The sequence below is a fragment of the Mastigocladopsis repens PCC 10914 genome (assembly GCF_000315565.1).
Classification (GTDB): domain Bacteria; phylum Cyanobacteriota; class Cyanobacteriia; order Cyanobacteriales; family Nostocaceae; genus Mastigocladopsis; species Mastigocladopsis repens.
The window spans coordinates 4965334-4982438 of sequence record NZ_JH992901.1; the positions used below are offsets into that span (position 1 = coordinate 4965334).

The 17105-nt window shown below is 43.4% G+C and carries 18 protein-coding genes; 8 read left to right on the forward strand and 10 right to left on the reverse strand.

Annotated features, from left to right (window positions below; translation table 11 throughout):
• Positions 1–408: 408 nt before the first annotated feature.
• The 3 genes from MAS10914_RS0124080 to cobU form a co-directional block, all read right to left on the reverse strand.
• Entirely contained in the window at positions 409–1374 is a 966-nt protein-coding gene (locus tag MAS10914_RS0124080) for a ribonuclease Z (RefSeq protein ID WP_026082780.1), read from the reverse strand.
• 321 nt (positions 1375–1695) lie between these two features.
• On the reverse strand, positions 1696–2112 hold the full coding sequence (locus tag MAS10914_RS0124085; protein WP_017318507.1) for a hypothetical protein: 417 nt from the start codon (positions 2110–2112) through the stop codon (positions 1696–1698).
• A gap of 107 nt (positions 2113–2219) precedes the next feature.
• Positions 2220–2768, reverse strand: coding sequence for a bifunctional adenosylcobinamide kinase/adenosylcobinamide-phosphate guanylyltransferase (cobU, locus tag MAS10914_RS0124090; protein WP_026082781.1), 549 nt, complete (start codon positions 2766–2768; stop codon positions 2220–2222).
• Positions 2769–3102: 334 nt separating this feature from the next.
• Here cobU and MAS10914_RS0124095 point away from each other — a divergent pair, with 334 nt between their 5' ends.
• From MAS10914_RS0124095 to hpsU, 4 genes are all read left to right on the forward strand, one after another.
• Positions 3103–3876 (forward strand): hypothetical protein, encoded by a 774-nt coding sequence (locus MAS10914_RS0124095; RefSeq protein ID WP_017318509.1) that lies wholly within the window; start codon positions 3103–3105, stop codon positions 3874–3876.
• Positions 3877–4265: 389 nt separating this feature from the next.
• Complete coding sequence (locus MAS10914_RS0124100; protein WP_017318510.1) at positions 4266–5198, forward strand: glycosyltransferase; 933 nt, start codon at positions 4266–4268, stop codon at positions 5196–5198.
• A 15-nt stretch (positions 5199–5213) separates the two neighbouring features.
• Complete coding sequence (locus MAS10914_RS0124105; RefSeq protein WP_017318511.1) at positions 5214–6167, forward strand: glycosyltransferase family 2 protein; 954 nt, start codon at positions 5214–5216, stop codon at positions 6165–6167.
• A 61-nt stretch (positions 6168–6228) separates the two neighbouring features.
• Entirely contained in the window at positions 6229–6792 is a 564-nt protein-coding gene (gene hpsU / locus MAS10914_RS0124110) for a hormogonium polysaccharide biosynthesis acetyltransferase HpsU (protein WP_017318512.1), read from the forward strand.
• Between the two features lie 32 nt (positions 6793–6824).
• On the opposite strand, the gene MAS10914_RS0124115 is transcribed toward hpsU, so the two are convergent.
• From MAS10914_RS0124115 to MAS10914_RS0124130, 4 genes are all read right to left on the reverse strand, one after another.
• Positions 6825–7388 carry a CAP domain-containing protein gene (locus MAS10914_RS0124115; RefSeq protein ID WP_017318513.1) on the reverse strand — a complete coding sequence of 188 codons (564 nt, stop codon included), beginning with the start codon at positions 7386–7388 and terminating at the stop codon, positions 6825–6827.
• 47 nt (positions 7389–7435) lie between these two features.
• Positions 7436–7864 carry a response regulator gene (locus MAS10914_RS0124120; RefSeq protein ID WP_017318514.1) on the reverse strand — a complete coding sequence of 143 codons (429 nt, stop codon included), beginning with the start codon at positions 7862–7864 and terminating at the stop codon, positions 7436–7438.
• Positions 7865–8265: 401 nt separating this feature from the next.
• Positions 8266–8640, reverse strand: coding sequence for a response regulator (locus MAS10914_RS0124125; RefSeq protein ID WP_017318515.1), 375 nt, complete (start codon positions 8638–8640; stop codon positions 8266–8268).
• A gap of 310 nt (positions 8641–8950) precedes the next feature.
• The gene (locus MAS10914_RS0124130) at positions 8951–9796 is read right to left on the reverse strand and encodes a prephenate/arogenate dehydrogenase (RefSeq protein ID WP_017318516.1); all 846 of its coding nucleotides are present in this window, start codon (positions 9794–9796) and stop codon (positions 8951–8953) included.
• A 129-nt stretch (positions 9797–9925) separates the two neighbouring features.
• Between MAS10914_RS0124130 and MAS10914_RS0124135 the strand changes: the two genes are divergently transcribed.
• From MAS10914_RS0124135 to MAS10914_RS0124145, 3 genes are all read left to right on the forward strand, one after another.
• Positions 9926–10222, forward strand: a complete 297-nt coding sequence (locus MAS10914_RS0124135; protein WP_017318517.1) for a hypothetical protein — start codon at positions 9926–9928, stop codon at positions 10220–10222.
• A gap of 137 nt (positions 10223–10359) precedes the next feature.
• Complete coding sequence (locus MAS10914_RS0124140) at positions 10360–10953, forward strand: DUF1517 domain-containing protein (protein WP_017318518.1); 594 nt, start codon at positions 10360–10362, stop codon at positions 10951–10953.
• Between the two features lie 69 nt (positions 10954–11022).
• Positions 11023–11925, forward strand: coding sequence for a hypothetical protein (locus MAS10914_RS0124145; protein ID WP_017318519.1), 903 nt, complete (start codon positions 11023–11025; stop codon positions 11923–11925).
• A gap of 88 nt (positions 11926–12013) precedes the next feature.
• Here the strand turns inward: MAS10914_RS0124145 and aroF are convergent, their stop codons facing one another.
• From aroF to rpsO, 3 genes are all read right to left on the reverse strand, one after another.
• On the reverse strand, positions 12014–13072 hold the full coding sequence (gene aroF, locus MAS10914_RS0124150) for a 3-deoxy-7-phosphoheptulonate synthase (protein WP_017318520.1): 1059 nt from the start codon (positions 13070–13072) through the stop codon (positions 12014–12016).
• 344 nt (positions 13073–13416) lie between these two features.
• Complete coding sequence (locus tag MAS10914_RS0124160; RefSeq protein WP_017318522.1) at positions 13417–13884, reverse strand: PAM68 family protein; 468 nt, start codon at positions 13882–13884, stop codon at positions 13417–13419.
• A gap of 12 nt (positions 13885–13896) precedes the next feature.
• Positions 13897–14166, reverse strand: coding sequence for a 30S ribosomal protein S15 (gene rpsO / locus MAS10914_RS0124165; RefSeq protein WP_017318523.1), 270 nt, complete (start codon positions 14164–14166; stop codon positions 13897–13899).
• Positions 14167–14567: 401 nt separating this feature from the next.
• Between rpsO and MAS10914_RS0124170 the strand changes: the two genes are divergently transcribed.
• The gene (locus MAS10914_RS0124170; RefSeq protein WP_017318524.1) at positions 14568–16964 is read left to right on the forward strand and encodes a response regulator; all 2397 of its coding nucleotides are present in this window, start codon (positions 14568–14570) and stop codon (positions 16962–16964) included.
• Positions 16965–17105: the final 141 nt, after the last annotated feature.

Here is a 17105-nt window from a genome sequence, read left to right on the forward strand (position 1 = left end):
TTGTAAGTAACATTTTGATAAAAATAACAATTGTATACAATATGTTTGATATCAAGCTGCTTAGAAGCTGCCTCTTTGTGAGTCTAAACTTGTAGTTTTGTGTATTAGCTTACTTAAGAAGAGATAAAACACCGAAAAATCTTTAATTCTCTTGATTCTGAGAATTAAAGATTTTATAAAGATGACAGAAAATGAGCGGAAAATAAACAAATACGCTTGTGTGGAGGGAATTTCTAGTATCAAGTTCCTTAAAATGGACTGAAATTCTTACGGCGTCAGTAGTAAATTCTATGCGCGAGGATTTTCGCTATCAGCTAAGGCTTTATAAGCTTTGGTAAGCGGCTATTACATCTGGTGCAAGATGTCATTTGAAGGGACTAGATGTAAAGTTGGTTATAAGGGCTGTATTTAAACTACAGCCTCCGTCTTATTTAACTCCTTATCCCGCCGCCTTGGTACGTCATAAGTCATAAAATCATATGCCATGTCTGTGTAGGGAAAAATAGCACGAGCTTCTTCAAGCAAATCCTTCAACTCTATTACATTTCCAGGAGCATAGCGGGGACTAAAATGTGTCATGATCAGTTTATGTGCTCCAGCGGCTAAAGCCGTTTGCGCTGCCATTGTGGTTGTGGAATGCAACCTTTGAAAAGCCATATCTGCATCTTGATGGGCAAAAGTTGCTTCGTGAATTAACACATCTGTATCCTGCGCTAATTCCACCGCACCATCACAATAAATTGTGTCTGTACAATAGGCAATTTTGCGTCCAATTTCCGTGGGTCCACATAGTTCCTTACCGTTAATCACTCGCCCATCAGCAAGGGTCACGACTTCACCACGTTTGAGTTGACCGTAAATACGACCAGGAGGAATTTGCAACGCCTTAGCTTTTTCTACATCAAAACGTCCTGGTCGGTCTTTCTCACAAATCCGGTAGCCAAAGCTGGTCACGCGATGATGCAAAGGACCACAGGTGACAGTGAATTCATCATCTTCGTAAACCACCCCTGGTTGTACGACGTGAACTTTAACAGGATAGGAAAAGTGGGTATGGGAGTAGCGCGAGGCAAGTTGCAGGTACTCATTTAATCCAGGTGGACCATAAATATCAACGCGTTGTACATTTCCAGCTAAACCGCAACTAGCAAGAAGACCCATCAAGCCAAATATATGGTCGCCGTGCAGATGGGTGATAAAAATTCGGGAGAGTTGGCTGCTTTTTAGGTCACTCCGCAAAATTTGATGCTGAGTACCTTCGCCACAATCGAATAACCACATCTGAGCTCGTTGTGGTAATCTTAGAGCGACACTGGAAACATTGCGCGATCGCGTAGGTACACCGGAACTTGTCCCTAGAAATGTTATCTGCACAGCCTTATTCTGCCTTCCTCTTACTGAATTTGGCTCTCTATTCTCTATAGTGGCACGGAAAAAAGCAAAATTCTTTTGGCAGAAAGTCTCTTTTTCTCAGGGCAAGATTATCTGCAAATCTAAGGAAAATGACAAGAAGAAAAAGTTGTAGGCTGACCAAGCAAGTTATTTCCGGAAAATACATAAAAAGAATAGGTGGAAAGCCGATTTTGTAAATAAACTTGCTTTTTGACATACGTATATACGCAAAGACGCTAAGAAAAGTTTGCTTCTTAACGTCTTTGCATGAGATTATTGATTATGTATTTAACTGCTTGTTCATCAGAGATTGTTCAAAAGCCGAGCACGAATTGCCATCAGCTGCTCTTGGTTGTTGACTGGAGATCGCGGTGCCGGCAATTCTGTATTGGGCCAGTTGGTTAAATCAAAGCAGGGACATAGTAACGGGGGCATGCCCACATTTCTTACAGGTACTGGCATACTGCAACGAGCGCAAGGAGACAGATCCCAAGCAGGAGTTAGCAATTCTGCTATGGTTTCTTGCGTACCTTCCAGGTAGCAATCCCCCGATTCAGGTGAAATAATTTTCTGCCAGCACTCTTCAAACTCATCGCTGTAACGGTCACTTTTGATGATCTCTTGCGGCTGTAAGGTTGCCGTACCGTTGTTAATTACAACTTTCTTACCCAGCTGGAACCAGTAAGCTAAGTATTTTTTTACGTCTTTTTGTGATGCCATACTAAAATCTTAGATTGTAAATTCTGGTTTTTAAATAAGGAATATTAAATAAACAATTAAGAATAGTTATTAGTTGTGAACTATTTTTAGTCATTCTCCCTACTTCCCTACTCTCTTGGGCTTGGCAAAGGGGAACCCAGCATACTCAAATTGAGAACGTGACCCCCAGTGACCAAGTAAACTTCTTGGCAGATAACTCCCAACTGACGCACCAACTGACCTAGGCGATCGCGGAAGGTTCGACCAGTAGGATAAGCTGGGACGACGCCCCAACCAGTTTCTTCAGCTACAAAAATTATATCGGCAGCAACTAACTGGACTGTTTCTAAGAACTCTTGGACGATGTTTTGCCAGGTCAACTCGTCTTGTTCCAAAAGATTTGCCACCCAAGTGCCTAAAGAATCTACCAAAAGGCAGATGTTTGGTTTAGCGTCAGCAAGAGCAGCAGACAATTCATATGGCATTTCTAATGTCACCCAATCTTGAGGACGGCGTCGTTTATGTTGTTGAATACGTTGCTGCCATTCCTTATCATCTGAGCTTTCCACTGCCGTTGCCACATAAATAACCTCTTTTTGTGACTGCATTGCCAGGATTTCTGCCCATTCGCTTTTGCCAGAGCGTGCTGGTCCGGTCACTAATATGACTTTACTCAAAGCTCTTTACCAAGTATGTTGAATTGAGAGGGGTTGCAATTCTACTAGGCTATCAGCTATTAGCTATTGAGTTAAGTAACGGCTAAACGCTGAGTGCAGAAAGTTTTTGACTAAAATTTTTCACTATAAGGCTGGCAACTTGTCGCCAAAATAACTTTTAATAGTAAGACTAGTACCAGCATCATCAGAAGGCAGAAGTATAAAGTGAGTATAAAGCAAAAAGTCTAAAGTATGAAGTAATTAAGTGTCATTAATTTTTCATCCTTTATCCTTCAGCATAGCTGCCTTCATCCTTGAACACCACAAGGCACAGCACACTTTTGAGATATCCGTTATGAAAGCAGGCATAAAACGCATAGAGGCAACTCTACACGATTTAGGGACTCGCAACACTGCTGGATCTGAGGAATTGGATGGTTCGACAAAGCGGTCTCTATCGTTTCGGATCAGCGTTGGGGGAACGGAAAGCTCAGCAACCCATCCTGAGCCGTCTGAGGAGGAACCTTCTACCCAATCAGAACAAAACTCAGCCATCCACGATACCTCTGTGCAGACTTTTCCAGCACAAGAGAGCGATTGCAAAGCACCAAGCCTACCCAAGTTCAAAACTCCTAGCCTTACTAGCCATCGCAACGGAGCAAATCCTGCCTTGGCGATGAATTTGTTGCAAGAAATTCAGGAAAGTGTTGCCTCGTGGCAAAGAGAACTGCAAAAAATCGTGCGGCAGATTCAAGATATTTATTTAGAAGGACCGATTGTTAATGGCTGGTTAGAGTCCCACGAACATGGTTTAGAATCAGGAGGAACGGCAACACTGCGCCATGCAGAAGTTGACCGCCTGATGGACTACGTAGAAGAAATTTGCGCGCCTGATAGCAAAGTATCCTGCCAATCGCCCCGTGCTGGGTATCATCTGTATGGTTTGGATGCTTCTGGTAAAGTGTGGTCGCGTCCGTGTCCACCCGAACAGGTTGTTAGCGTAAGTATGGCAATTGCGCGTTACCAAAAGTTGCGTCAACTCTTGGGGCGAAAGCAATATCTAGAAACCCGTCTCACTCAACTGGCAGAAACTCTTGTGATTTTGCATGGTCACATTCAATTGCAGTGAAATTTGACTAAGAAAGAACACAGAACTCAGGAGTCACCAAACCAGCTATGGTTCTTTTGCAACTCGGTGTTGAGTCGAGATACAGCCTCTTTGTGGATTTAAGATATCAATCATTGTGAGGTTGCTAAATCCTCTGCATTGTACGTTAGGGACATTCTGAGTTCTGAATTCTTCTACAAAAATATTGTATAAAAAATTAATATAATTTCCTTTTTCCGAAAAAACTCGGTTGGTGAGTCGGAAATTTTTGGTATAGATTAGCTGAAGAGCAGGCTACGTTTGGACTTTGCTATTGGTTATTGGTTAGTAGTTAATGGTTATGGTTCCTAAAATAACCAATAATTAACAACCAACGACGAATAAAGTCCAAAAACCCAAATTTAAAGCTTATGCCAAACACGCAAATCTCTGCCATTATCTGCACTCACAATCGAGATACTTATTTAGGCGCTGCTATAGATAGCCTTTTGGCGCAGGATTTTGTCGGTGACTTTGAAGTCGTGGTCGTGGATAATGGGTCGAGCGATCGCACTCGCGAAGTTGTAGAACATAGAAGCCACAATCCTCGCCTTAAGTATGTCTTTGAACCAGCCATTGGCTTATCTGTTGCCCGCAACACTGGCGCGAGAGTTGCTAGTTCTGAAATTTTGGCATATCTTGATGACGATGCAGAGGCAAACTCCAACTGGTTACAGGTTTTGTACTCGGCTTATCAAGATAACCCTAAACTCGTGATTGCGGGTGGCAAAGTGACTCTATTATGGCCCGAAGGAATTCAACCCCCACCTTGGCTATCAACGGGATTAGCTGCCAATTTAGGGGCATATGACTTAGGCGAGAGTATTGTCTACATCGACAACCCAGGACAAACCCCCAGAGGTTTGAACTACTCTATACGCCGCAGCTTTCTTGAAGAAATAGGGGGTTTTGATATCCATCTTGGTCGAGTAGGTACAAAATTATTGTCAAATGAAGAACTGCAAATGACCGAACTTGCCCTCCAACGGGGAATGCAAGTTGCTTATCTTCCCAACGCCCTTGTTGCTCACAATGTCGCCCCAGAACGCCTCAAACGCTCCTGGTTTTTCAACCGAGGTTGGTGGCAAGGTATTAGTGAGTGCTATCGGGAACAACTTGCCGGCAAAGCTGGTTTAGGTCAATTGCAGCGTGGCAGTGAACGGTTTTTGCGTGGCTTGTATAAAACACTACAGTATTTTAGTGACCCGGCGGAACGCTTTGATAAACTTGTGTATGCATATGGTCAAATTGGTTACTTAAATGCCGCTATTCAGGGTCTTCTGTTCAAGTCTCAGAAAGAATAACAAATAATAACTTATATGTCTTCCAAATTACCAGTTTCCGTACTCATTCCGGCAAAAAACGAACAAGCAAACTTGCCTGCTTGTCTGACAAGCGTCCAAAGAGCTGATGAAGTGTTTATTGTAGATTCTCAAAGTAGTGACAAAAGCGTCGAAATTGCTAAAAGTTACGGTGCAAATGTCGTGCAATTCTACTTTAATGGACGCTGGCCTAAAAAGAAAAATTGGTCTCTAGAAAACTTACCTTTCCGCAACGAATGGGTGTTAATTGTTGATTGCGATGAGCGCATTACACCCGAACTATGGGATGAAATTGCCCAAGCAATTCAAAATCCTGAATACAATGGTTACTACCTCAACCGCCAAGTCTTTTTCTTAGGGACATGGATTCGCCATGGCGGTAAATATCCCGATTGGAATTTGCGTTTGTTTAAACACAAAAAAGGTCGCTACGAAAACCTTAACACTGAGGATATTCCCAACACTGGTGATAACGAAGTTCATGAACACGTTATTTTAGATGGGAAAGTGGGATATCTGAAAAATGATATGATACATGAGGATTTCCGTGACCTTTATCACTGGATAGAACGGCATAATCGTTATTCCAATTGGGAGGCTCGTGTCTATCTTAATCTGCTTACAGGTAAAGATGACAGCGGTACCATTGGCGCGAATCCTTTTGGTGATGCCGTGCAACGCAAGCGTTTTTTGAAAAAACTATGGGTACGACTGCCATTTAAACCATTTTTGCGGTTTGTTTTGTTCTACATTATTCAACGTGGCTTTTTAGATGGCAAAGCAGGATATATTTATGCACGGCTTTTAAGTCAATATGAGTATCAAATAGGCGTCAAACTCTACGAATTACGCAAATATGGTGGACAGCTTAATACCACATCCACGTCCACATCCACCCCCGTTGCTGAAAAACCTTCTCTTTCTCAAGAAGTAGGGCAGACGGTGCTTTAGGGGAGTAGAGACGCTTTCATTCAGCACGTCTCTACAACTAATGACAAATGACTAACGACAAATGACGAATGACGAACCTTTTGTAGATTTACGTAAATATGACCAATCCTGGTTTGACCGAGGGCGAGCAGGTTGGTATATTTTGTTATGGTGGTTTATACAGGCGATCGCCTTTCCCCTGACTCCTCACCCATTCAATAATCTGCGCTGTGCCCTGCTGCGTTTGTTTGGCGCTCGTATTGGTAAAGGTGTATTAATTCGACCTACTGCCCGCTTCACCTATCCTTGGAAAGTCACAATTGGCGACTACAGCTGGATTGGAGATGATGTCATTTTATACAGTCTTGATAATATCAACATTGGTGAACACTGCGTCATTTCTCAAAAGAGTTACCTGTGTACTGGTAGCCATGATATAACAGACCCAGCCTTTAGGTTGAAAACGGCAAGTATCACCATTGGCAATGGAGCTTGGATTGCTGCAGATTGCTTTATTGGATTGGGAGTGCAAATTCGAGCTAATGCCGTGATTGGCGCTCGTAGTAGTGTCTTTAGTGACATGCCCTCTGGGCAAGTTTGCTGGGGAAATCCCTGTGTTCCCAGGTATCCAAGGAAGAAGGGGTGATAGGGTGATTTATCTACAAAATCAAAATATCACTAACCCCGCAAAAACAATTGTGTAATGTAGTAAGTATTACCAGTGCGCCAAACACCTATACCAGTCTCTCGAAAAACAGGACGCAGAATATTCTCTCGATGTCCTGGGCTTTCCATCCAGCCTTCCACCGCTGCAGGTACAGGTTGAGGAATATTCGTACTTTTAAATAGATTTTCACCCACCACCCAGTAAGAAATGCCCCTCGCGTGTACTCGTTGGACAAGGGTACTGCCATCTGCGCCAGTGTGGCTAAAGAAGTTTTTTTCAGCCATCTGCCGACTGTATCTCCGGGCAACCTCTGCTAGCTTATCGTTATTTTGTAGGGGTTTCAATCCGTATTTAACGCGCACATCGTTAATGTTTTGCCTAACTGCTGCCTCAATTTTGGCAGTTGCAGAAGTTTGGCTGAGAACTGGGGGCTTTTGAGGTTTGCCTGTTGGCAGTTCAGGCAAAGGTGGCAAATACTCAATAGCCTGTTCGCAGCTTGGTATGAAAAGTGCGAGCAGTGTTATCCCGAAAACAGAAAATATTTGGGGTAATATGCGTTGACACTTGTGACTCATATTGGATTCTAAACAAGCACCCAGTCTGGTGTTTTTCAGAAGCTGTGCTAGATATCACTGATGGTGCTACATTTTCTTGTGTATTGAACAACATTACTAACAGTTGTCATCAAATCATCAGTATCAAAAGGTTTTGGCATATGTGCAGTAAAGCCTGCATCTTGTGCTAAATTATATGACTCTTCTGGTGGGAGCGCTGTTAAAGCGACAGCCGGAATTTGTCTGATTTGTTCGTCTGAATGAGTCCTAATTTTACGCATTAGTACATAACCATCCTCGTCAGGCATGGCAATATCACTAATGAGAATATCTGGTTTAAACTGTGTAATCAGTTGAAATGCTTTTTCACTACATGTTGCAGTCAGGACTTGCACATTATAATATGATGTAAAAATAGCCCTAATTAACTCAACAGAATCGATATCATCATCTACTACCAACAACTGCAACCCATCCAAATTCTGCAAATTTTCCATATATTAAAAGCCTTGTTAATTCTTATAACTGGAATTATCTAGGCTACAATTATACTGACAATTTTCTAGCCCTCATACTTGATCTCGGAAATATGAATCGCAAACATTAAACGTGACTTAGATGAGCGTTCATTTGTTTGGTGTGCTCACTTAATAAAACTAGATTAGTCCCAATACTGTTTGGGTAAAGGTTGGCACTGGGTAAATTATCTTATCCGAACTTTATTGGATTAGTCCCTTTATTTTTATCTGTCGGAGGAAGGATAAAGCCATTCTGTAAAAATAATTAACAAATTTCTAAGAATTTTCTGTTAGGGAACGATCAAAATATTATATTGGGAATTTTATAAACAAAAAAGCACAGAAAACAGACTGCGCTGCACTCTTGTGTTTGATTTGTTTTAGTTCCAGCACGCCTGAATTCGTGCCAGTAATTTATCAAAATTAATGGGCTTGCGGATAAAATCGTCTGATCCTATGTCCAATTCTTTTATAACACTAGCCTCTTCAGTCCCAGTAACTAGCAGAATGGGAATAAAAGGTAACTTCTCATTCTGGCGGATGTTGCGGGTTAACTCATAACCGTTCATCCCAGGCATTATCACATCTACCAACAATAAATCTGGTGGCGAAGCCTCTATCTTAGCTAAAGCCAAACTCCCATTTGTTGCTGTATCAACTTCATAACCCTCTGCTTCTAGAGCAGTTTGAAGCAAAAATACATTGAGCGCAAAATCATCCACAACCAATATTCGACGACGCTGAGAAGATTGCATAAATGCAAATCCTTATCGATCAAGTAGGGTAGACAAAAATTGGGTATTTGTACTCCCTAGTGTTAATAATTACATAAAATCTTAATATTAAAATCATTCTTTAGATAGTTGATAAAGCCCTCATCGTTGATAAATTAGCACCCGTAAGCTAGTAAGAGAATAGGGCGATGAAGGGATGAAGAGCAAGGTTGTGAAGACATGTAGAGACAGAGGAGGGCAAATTTTTGTCTTTGTTTTCCCGTATCTTTCTGTCAGCGAACCTCTCACTTTTCGGCTGAATTCATCTCACTGCACTTTACAAACTAGAAAGTTAACACCCGTCAACAAACTCAGGTCTTGCCTTTTGGTTAGACTGTAGCTGTTGTTCTAAAGCTGCCCAGTCTTCTTGCTCAATCAAATTCATCAATTTGTCGAGGTTATGGCGATACTGCTGAAGCGAGTTGAGCAATGCTGTTCGATTGTAGCGTGCCATCATCACTCCTAACTCTGGATTGCCACCACCCACACGACTCGTATCTCGAAAACCAGAACTAGCAAATTTTTGGGCTAGTTGCAATAGATTCTGGTCAGTTTCACTCATACAAGCAGCAATTAATGAAGCACTCACCATGACGGGCAAATGTGAAATCCAACTAACTGCTCGGTCGTGGTCTTCTGGGGAACAATGATGGAGAGTAGCTCCAAGGTCGCGTACTATTTTCTCTACAACTGTCATTGTCGCAGTTGGTGTTGATGCCAATGGTGTCAGGACGTAGGGCTTATTTTTAAATAAATTTCTCATAGCTGCTTCTATACCACTGTCGGCTGTACCCGCCATTGGATGCCCGCCAATGAAATTGGCCCACAGGGGAGCGATCGCATTAACAATTGGTGCTTTTACCGAACCAACATCAGTTATGACTGTATTGGAAGGCAGATGAGCGATGAGTTGCTTAAAAGTGGGAATAATCAGCCCTATAGGTGTACAAATAAACACCACCTCTGCTTTTGCTAGCAGGCTTATGTCAACTGACGCCTCATCTACGCTGCCTAGGGCTACTGCCCGCTCACAGGTTGATTCACGACGGCTAACGCCTAAGACATGATATCCTTGCGATCGCAAATCTAAACCCAAAGAGCCGCCTATCAGTCCAAGTCCTAAAATACCTATATTCATCTAATTGTGACATTCCGTCTGTTACATAATTTCTGCATACTGTACCAAATCTCATCATTTCAATTCTCTTTTGCCAAGCAATACCCGCAAGTGTAACAACCTCCTAATATAGAAATTGGGTGTCGCCGAATGGTTTTTACCTTCCGACTAAATAGCGACGAAAGTTTATTTACCATAGCTTATATAATTATTCTTCCATTGAAAGGTGCAGGGGAACTACATAGAAAAATATTTTGTCCTGTACTGAAAATGGTGGCTGGCGAAGATATTTCTAAGCTCTGTCTAAAAGCTCTTCAACTTATGCGGCTTTTCAGCTTTCTAGTAGAGCAAGTAAGGAATAACGCTGCTATGATAAAAGAAACGAAACAATTTGGAATACAGCAGATTAATTCAGGTTTTTCCAAATATATACATAAACAATTTTAACTAATTCTAGTCATCAGAATTTATTTTTTTATGACTATCCTAACTTGGGTAAACAATTTATTAATAACTCTGATAATACTAATATCTATTTAGTGAGCCAAAACTCATAATTCACACCTTTTAAAAGGAGGAAAAAGATGCGTGATACCTTTAATAAAATGATGGGTCGGACTCGGTATGTGGTCTGTCGCATTATGCTGCATTTAGGTGGATCTGAGGTAGCACCAATTCTGGGAGTTTTGAATCGTGCTGCAAGGGAAGCCATAGATACCGAAGGTGACATAGAAGTTTTGGGAGAAGGATTGGTAGAAATCTGCCAAACTCTACTACAGTACGATGAATATTGGCTTTCTGTTGCTAATGAAGGCGATGTATTTTGGAGCGAAGGGGAAGCGGGAGATTATGTGAATGAATTATTTACAGACTCTGCCCAACGTTATCTCAGTGAACCAGATTTTGGTTCTGACTCCGGATATGATGAACCTTTATCTATTCCTGTCACGCGCAATGTCGTTGTGATGATTACAGTGGCTTATGAAGGAGAAGTCCCAGATTTGGAAGCTGACCTGGCGAACATTACTGCACTCAAAGAAGGCTTTAAAGCTTTAATAAGCTTACACTACAAACATAAACTACGAGCAATTCAGGTGCATTTTTCACCAGCTCGCTTAGGTGACGAACTCACCAACGACCAGCTATTACAATATTACCCGGAATTAATTCCCTTGTAATTGGTTGGGTCGTCCGCACCTACCACCCAACTGAGAAATTGTTAAGCTCGGAGATAGGATGATAGTCAAATGTTAATGACAATCGTGCGTAAATTCACAGCCGTTTTTTTAGCTTTAAGTTTGTCCTTGACCACTGTCGCCTGTGGTGGCGGTGGGTCTAGCCAAACGACACCTCAAGCTAGCAACACCAATCAAACTACTGCTACCACGAACGCTACTACCAAGCTAGCTGATGGTCAGTATCCGGTGCAGCAAGCAAGTTTTAACGATGCTGATGGGGAGTACACGGTGTTTTTACTCAACGCTACACCCCCAACTTTGAGAACCCAAAATTTACAAATGGCGCGGCTGACCGATGACGAAATCAAGCAAGGCAAGAAAACTTACCTGAAGGTAGAGAATGGACAGCCCGCGCTATACCTAACAGAAGACTTCAAAATTGAGTACGTCCACAACGTTACTGAGACGAGAACCGATCCCCAAACCGGACAACAGGAAACTGTTGTCGTCCGTCAACAAAATAGCTTCTGGGCACCCTTTGCCGGATCTGTTGCCGGATCTTTGGCTGGACAGGCGATTGGTAGTATGTTGTTTAGACCCCAATACTACGTACCTCCTGCATATCAGCCTGGTGGAGTCCTAACTGGCTACGGTGGCTATGGTCGCAGCTATGGAGATGCGGTTCAAAGTTATCGCACACGCTATAATGCGCCGCCTACAGTAGAGAGAAACCGCACAGCTTTCCGCAGTACAGGGACAATTAGAAGGTCATATCCTGGTGGTTCTTCCACTGTCCGGCGCACTGTCCCAAATACCAATACGGGCAGCCGCGCTACTGGTTCCGGTTATGGCGGCAGTACCCTAAGACCCTCTGGTAGCAGCACGACCAGACGCAGTCCTGGCGGTAGTAGTTTTGGTAGTGGCGGTCGTTCTCGAACCCCACGCTCAACTGGTTTTGGTAGACGTAGATAATTGTAGAGACGCGACGCCAGTCGCCTGGGTCGGGCTAACCCTCCTGCAGCGCTGGCTCGCCATCATGGCGCGTCTCTAGATCATTCATTTATGCTATGGCAACAGCTGGGTTCTGCCAACGCCCAACTGCCTTACCAACCACTGCAAGTTCTTGCATCAAGCGGTCGAAACGTTCTGGAGTCAGAGATTGGGGACCATCAGATAAAGCTTTTGCTGGGTTGGGGTGAACCTCAATCATCAAAGAGTCACATCCAGATGCGATGGCTGCTAGAGACATGGAAGGTACATGTGTAGACCAGCCTGTGCCGTGGCTGGGATCAACCATAATTGGGAGGTGAGTCAGGTTTCGCAACACTGGCACTGCTGATAAATCCAGGGTATTCCGGGTGTACTGGTGGTCAAAGGTGCGAATTCCCCGCTCACACAAAATTACATTTGGATTTCCTGCTGCCAGAATATACTCAGCAGCCATTAACCAATCTTCAATGGTTGCAGCCATTCCTCTCTTTAAAAGAACTGGTTTTGATTGCGCTCCCACTTTCTTCAATAGAGAGAAATTCTGCATATTTCTTGCCCCTACCTGGACCACATCCGCTGCTTGGGCGATTTTCTCCAGGTCTGCACTATCCATGACTTCTGTGATAATGCCCAGTCCGGTTTCTTCCCGCGCCTTTACTAACAAATCCAAAGCACTCTCGCCGTGTCCTTGGAAGGCGTAAGGCGAAGTCCGGGGTTTGTATGCGCCACCTCGTAAAAACTGTGCCCCAGCTGCCTTAACTCGCCGCGCTGTCTCCACTATCATTTCTTCATTTTCTACTGAGCAGGGACCAGCAACGATTACCACAGGGTGATGTTCACCAAAAACAACTGCTCCGTTGGGAGTGTTGACCACCACCTCAGAAGCTTCCCCATGACGAAACTGGCGACTAACCCGTTTGAAAGGCTTTTCTACCCGCAATACCTGCTCAATCCAAGGGCTAATTTCCTGAATTTGTAGCGGGTCTAGGTCGGCGGTTTCACCAACAAGCCCAATGACTACTTTGTGCTTACCGACAATTTTTTCTGGTGTCAGCCCCCAAGTTCCTAGTTCCTCACCAATGCGGTTGACTTCCGCTTCAGGGGAACCGATTTTCATGACTATAATCATGCTAAAGTTCCTGCTTAAATGATTTCTATTTTAGAAAAAATTGCTAAATGGCAATCCGTTATCAGACCTTTTACAAAGTCTTTTTTAAAAGAAATGAAGCCACAGACAAAATTTGGTGTTCATCTGTGGTTCAAAATCATAAAGCCGAAATATTTGTAATAACTCCACTAGCAACGAAAATTAATTTTTCAATAGAGCGCTCAACAGTTTTGTAACTGAAATATTGGGTTTATAAAAAATCATAAATTTTGAATGAGTAATGTTGAAGTTACAAAATTTAAACTTCAACATTATTTTTTCTCAAATCTACCCAACACCGCAGTTATTTGCTATCTGAGCGCTGCTCACGAAACGTTTTTTTGCCGAGTTTCTCGCCAAACTGCCACCATTCGTCCCCAATTAGTTGTGAACTCATTCCAGCCCAGTAGACTTCCGCTTCTGTCTTCATCCCAGGAAGCAGAGAGAACACCATAAGTTATCCCCAACACCCCCAAACCAAAAAGTCCCATGTTCATCAGTAACACGGCGATGGGAGGTAATTTGATACCAGTGTAGGTTAACAGCAGGTAGCTGACAATTAAGCTACTGATACCCAAAGCTGTTGGTATACCACAGAAACCAGCAACTCGGCGAATCATTCGCTGACTAACGACCTGGGGGATTGCCATTTCTTGTTTGGTCAAACGAGGCTTTTCATCCTTTTTCCCAGATTCCTGCTTGGTATCTAGTTGTTTGCTTTTTGCTTTCGCTGATTTTTGGCGCTTTTTGTTTGGTTCAAAAGGCAAGCGACTGCGTTCAGATTCAGCAGACATAAGCAGTATTCTCTATCCACGAATACCGAGACGACCAATCAAACCTTGATAACGTTCCCGGTTTTCCTTCTGAATATAAGACAAAAGACGCTTGCGTTGACCAATCAGCTTCAACAATCCCCGTCGTGAAGAATGGTCTTTCTTGTTAACTTGCAGATGTTGGCTAAGACGGTTAATACGCTCCGTTAGCATAGCCACTTGGACATCAGAGGAGCCAGTATCGGTTTCGTGAACTTGGTACTGTGAGATTATCTCTTGTTTGCGCTGTTGCGTTAAAGTCATGACCTAATTAATTAATTTCTAATTTATGCAGCAGTTTTCAATAATATCATAGCCATCATTTTTAGGGTGTGGGATGTGGGATAACGCTGTAAGGGATATTCTTTTCTTTATTCACCCCCTATTGTCCAATCCCATTAACTAAATGGGATTGGACAATTTTATGCATATAGAGATGTTGCACTTGAAGCGTCTATATATAGGCGATCGCACCTACAAATCTTATCTGAACCGTATTTTCCTAGACCTTTCTACGTAGAAATTCGGATTTTTTTTACTAAATACACAGAAAACTACCATCTTCCTTAAGGTAGGTTATGGTAGTGTGTGCGGCTAATTGCAGTTCAGTTAGTTCTCATTTTTACAGTCAATTCTTTAGAGGAGCGCGAGGTCCGCACGCTGCTATGAGAATTTTACTCATTGAAGACGATGAGCTAATAGCCAATCCCCTAACCCAATTGCTTACAGACCAGCACTATGCTGTCGATGTTGCGTGTGATGGTGAAGCTGGTTGGGAGCTAGCAGAAGCCTTCACTTATGACCTAATTGTACTAGACGTGATGCTACCCAAGCTAGATGGCATCAGCCTTTGTCGGCGAGTGCGATCGCACGGTATACAAGTACCGATTATCCTGTTGACAGCTCAGGATAGCAGTACCAACAAAGTTGTTGGTTTAGATGCTGGAGCCGACGACTATGTGACTAAACCTTTTGATTTCCAAGAGTTACTGGCTCGTATCCGCGCTTTACTGCGACGAGGAAGTTCTGCCTTACCTCCACTTCTAAAGTGGGAAAACTTGCGGCTAGACCCCAGTATTTGTGAGGTTACTTACGATAATCAACAGTTACACTTGACTCCAAAAGAGTATGGTTTGCTAGAGCTTTTCCTTCGCAACCCCCACCGCATATTTAGCTGTAGCGCAATCATAGACCATCTGTGGTCTTTTGAAGAACCTCCAGGAGAAGATACGGTTAGGACACACCTGAAAGGGTTACGGATGAAACTCAGAAAAGCGGGAGTTACCAACGATCCAATTGAAACGGTGTATGGTATTGGCTACCGCCTGAAAGCAGCAGGAGAGAGGGAAGTAGGGGAAGTAGGGGAAGTAAAGGGAGCAGGGGGAGAAAATACTTCCTCATCGCCCTCATCGCCCTCATCCCTCACACCCGAAGAGATCAAACAGCATACTCAGAGAATAACTGCTAGCGTTTGGGAGCGTACCAAAGACAAGTTAAGCGACCGAGTTACGGTCATTGAACAGGCTACGACAGCATTGCTTCAAGATGCACTTGAGGATGAACTGCTTTTCAAAGCACACGCAGAAGCTCACAAGTTGGCGGGTTCCTTAGGTTTATTTGGCTTTGGCTATGGTTCGCACCTAGCTCAACAAATAGAAGAGTTGCTCGAAGCTGAGGAACCGTTGGTTCAACAGCAAAAACTGCACTTGTCAGAACTGGTTGTGGCGCTGCGCCGGGAGTTGCAACTTGCAATGACAAACCCTACCCCCGAACCATCATCAGCTGATGAACGTCCCTTTTTGTTGGTAGTCAGCCAGGATAACTCATTGGCTGAGGAGTTGGTTAGGTCAGCCGCAAATGGGGGAATGTGTTCGCAGATAGCTTCAAACCCAGTGCTCGCTAGGGAGCAGCTTGTTAACAATCGCCCCGATGCGGTAGTTCTTGACCTTTGTCGTCACACAACTGAGGAAGGTTTGAAGTTATTAGCAGAACTCAACTGTTCTACACCTCCAGTACCAGTATTGGTGCTTACAAATCAAGATAGTTTACTCGACAGAGTACAAATAGCCCGTCTGGGTGGACAGGGTTGTTTACAAAAACCCGTGGCTTCAGATCTGGTGCTAGAAACAGTCGCAAATCTGCTACAGCGAGCGCGCAAGGCTACAGCTAAAGTGATGGTTGTGGACGACGACCCGCTGATACTATCAGCTGTGTCTTCTTTATTACAACCTTGGGGTCTGAAAGTTTCTACTTTGGAAAATCCTTTGAATTTCTGGGATAGCTTGGAAGCCACAGCACCAGATTTGCTGGTTTTAGATGTGGAAATGCCCCAAATGAACGGGATTGACCTGTGCCAAGTCGTGCGTAATGATCCCCGCCATTGTGGTTTGCCAGTGCTGTTTTTGACCGCACACACTGATGCAGACACGATGCGCCGCGTGTTTGCTGCTGGTGCGGATGATTATGTCAGCAAGCCTATTGTCGGTCCAGAACTGGTGACTCGCATCCTCAACCGTTTAGATAGAACCCGTATGCTACGGAGTCTGTCTGAAATCGATGCTTTGACTGGAGTTACTAATCGTCGCCAATCAACTCAAGAACTTAACCAGCTAATGAGCTTAGCTCATCGCCACAATCAGTCTTTGTGCTTTGCTGTCCTCAAAATCGACCATCTTCAGCAAATTAACCAACAGTACGGTCATGCTGTGGGAGATGAAGTATTGTCCAGATTTGGAAGACTGTTACGCCGAAACTTTCAAAGTGAAATTCTTTGCCGCTGGGGTGGTGCTGAGTTTATTGTGGCAATGTACGGAATGACACAAAAAGAAGGGAAGCAGTGGGTAGAGGAAATATTAGAAAGGATAAGTAAAGAGAAGTTTTTAGCCCCTGATGGGAAACAATTTCAAGTAGTACTCAGTAGTGGATTTTCTCAGTATAATTACGATGGTATTGACTTGCCATCAATGTATCAAGCAGCATTGGCAAGATGCAATCGTGTGTTATCACAGAGAAATCGGAGCAGTGGAAATTCCCGTTACCACTCGCAACTTCGTACAAAATAATCGCCACTCAATACGAAGTAACTCAGTAATTCGAGAGGACAGGGTGTGGGGACTCACCACACCCCATACCCAATTTCAAAACTTATTAATCAATGGGGCGTTCATCTAGCCATGAAACCATACAGGAGCACAAATAAAACA

What these genes read in the sequence shown, in the direction of transcription:
- MAS10914_RS0124170 (WP_017318524.1), top strand. Translation starts at nt 14,568, where the DNA reads ATGAGAATTTTACTCATTGAAGACGATGAGCTAATAGCCAATCCCCTA.
- MAS10914_RS0124160 (WP_017318522.1), bottom strand. Translation starts at nt 13,884, where the DNA reads ATGTCTGCTGAATCTGAACGCAGTCGCTTGCCTTTTGAACCAAACAAA.
- MAS10914_RS0124095 (WP_017318509.1), top strand. Translation starts at nt 3,103, where the DNA reads ATGAAAGCAGGCATAAAACGCATAGAGGCAACTCTACACGATTTAGGG.
- MAS10914_RS0124105 (WP_017318511.1), top strand. Translation starts at nt 5,214, where the DNA reads ATGTCTTCCAAATTACCAGTTTCCGTACTCATTCCGGCAAAAAACGAA.
- MAS10914_RS0124140 (WP_017318518.1), top strand. Translation starts at nt 10,360, where the DNA reads ATGCGTGATACCTTTAATAAAATGATGGGTCGGACTCGGTATGTGGTC.
- MAS10914_RS0124085 (WP_017318507.1), bottom strand. Translation starts at nt 2,112, where the DNA reads ATGGCATCACAAAAAGACGTAAAAAAATACTTAGCTTACTGGTTCCAG.
- MAS10914_RS0124100 (WP_017318510.1), top strand. Translation starts at nt 4,266, where the DNA reads ATGCCAAACACGCAAATCTCTGCCATTATCTGCACTCACAATCGAGAT.
- MAS10914_RS0124145 (WP_017318519.1), top strand. Translation starts at nt 11,023, where the DNA reads ATGTTAATGACAATCGTGCGTAAATTCACAGCCGTTTTTTTAGCTTTA.
- hpsU (WP_017318512.1), top strand. Translation starts at nt 6,229, where the DNA reads ATGACGAATGACGAACCTTTTGTAGATTTACGTAAATATGACCAATCC.
- MAS10914_RS0124120 (WP_017318514.1), bottom strand. Translation starts at nt 7,864, where the DNA reads ATGGAAAATTTGCAGAATTTGGATGGGTTGCAGTTGTTGGTAGTAGAT.
- MAS10914_RS0124115 (WP_017318513.1), bottom strand. Translation starts at nt 7,388, where the DNA reads ATGAGTCACAAGTGTCAACGCATATTACCCCAAATATTTTCTGTTTTC.
- rpsO (WP_017318523.1), bottom strand. Translation starts at nt 14,166, where the DNA reads ATGACTTTAACGCAACAGCGCAAACAAGAGATAATCTCACAGTACCAA.
- MAS10914_RS0124130 (WP_017318516.1), bottom strand. Translation starts at nt 9,796, where the DNA reads ATGAATATAGGTATTTTAGGACTTGGACTGATAGGCGGCTCTTTGGGT.
- MAS10914_RS0124135 (WP_017318517.1), top strand. Translation starts at nt 9,926, where the DNA reads ATGGTTTTTACCTTCCGACTAAATAGCGACGAAAGTTTATTTACCATA.
- MAS10914_RS0124125 (WP_017318515.1), bottom strand. Translation starts at nt 8,640, where the DNA reads ATGCAATCTTCTCAGCGTCGTCGAATATTGGTTGTGGATGATTTTGCG.
- aroF (WP_017318520.1), bottom strand. Translation starts at nt 13,072, where the DNA reads ATGATTATAGTCATGAAAATCGGTTCCCCTGAAGCGGAAGTCAACCGC.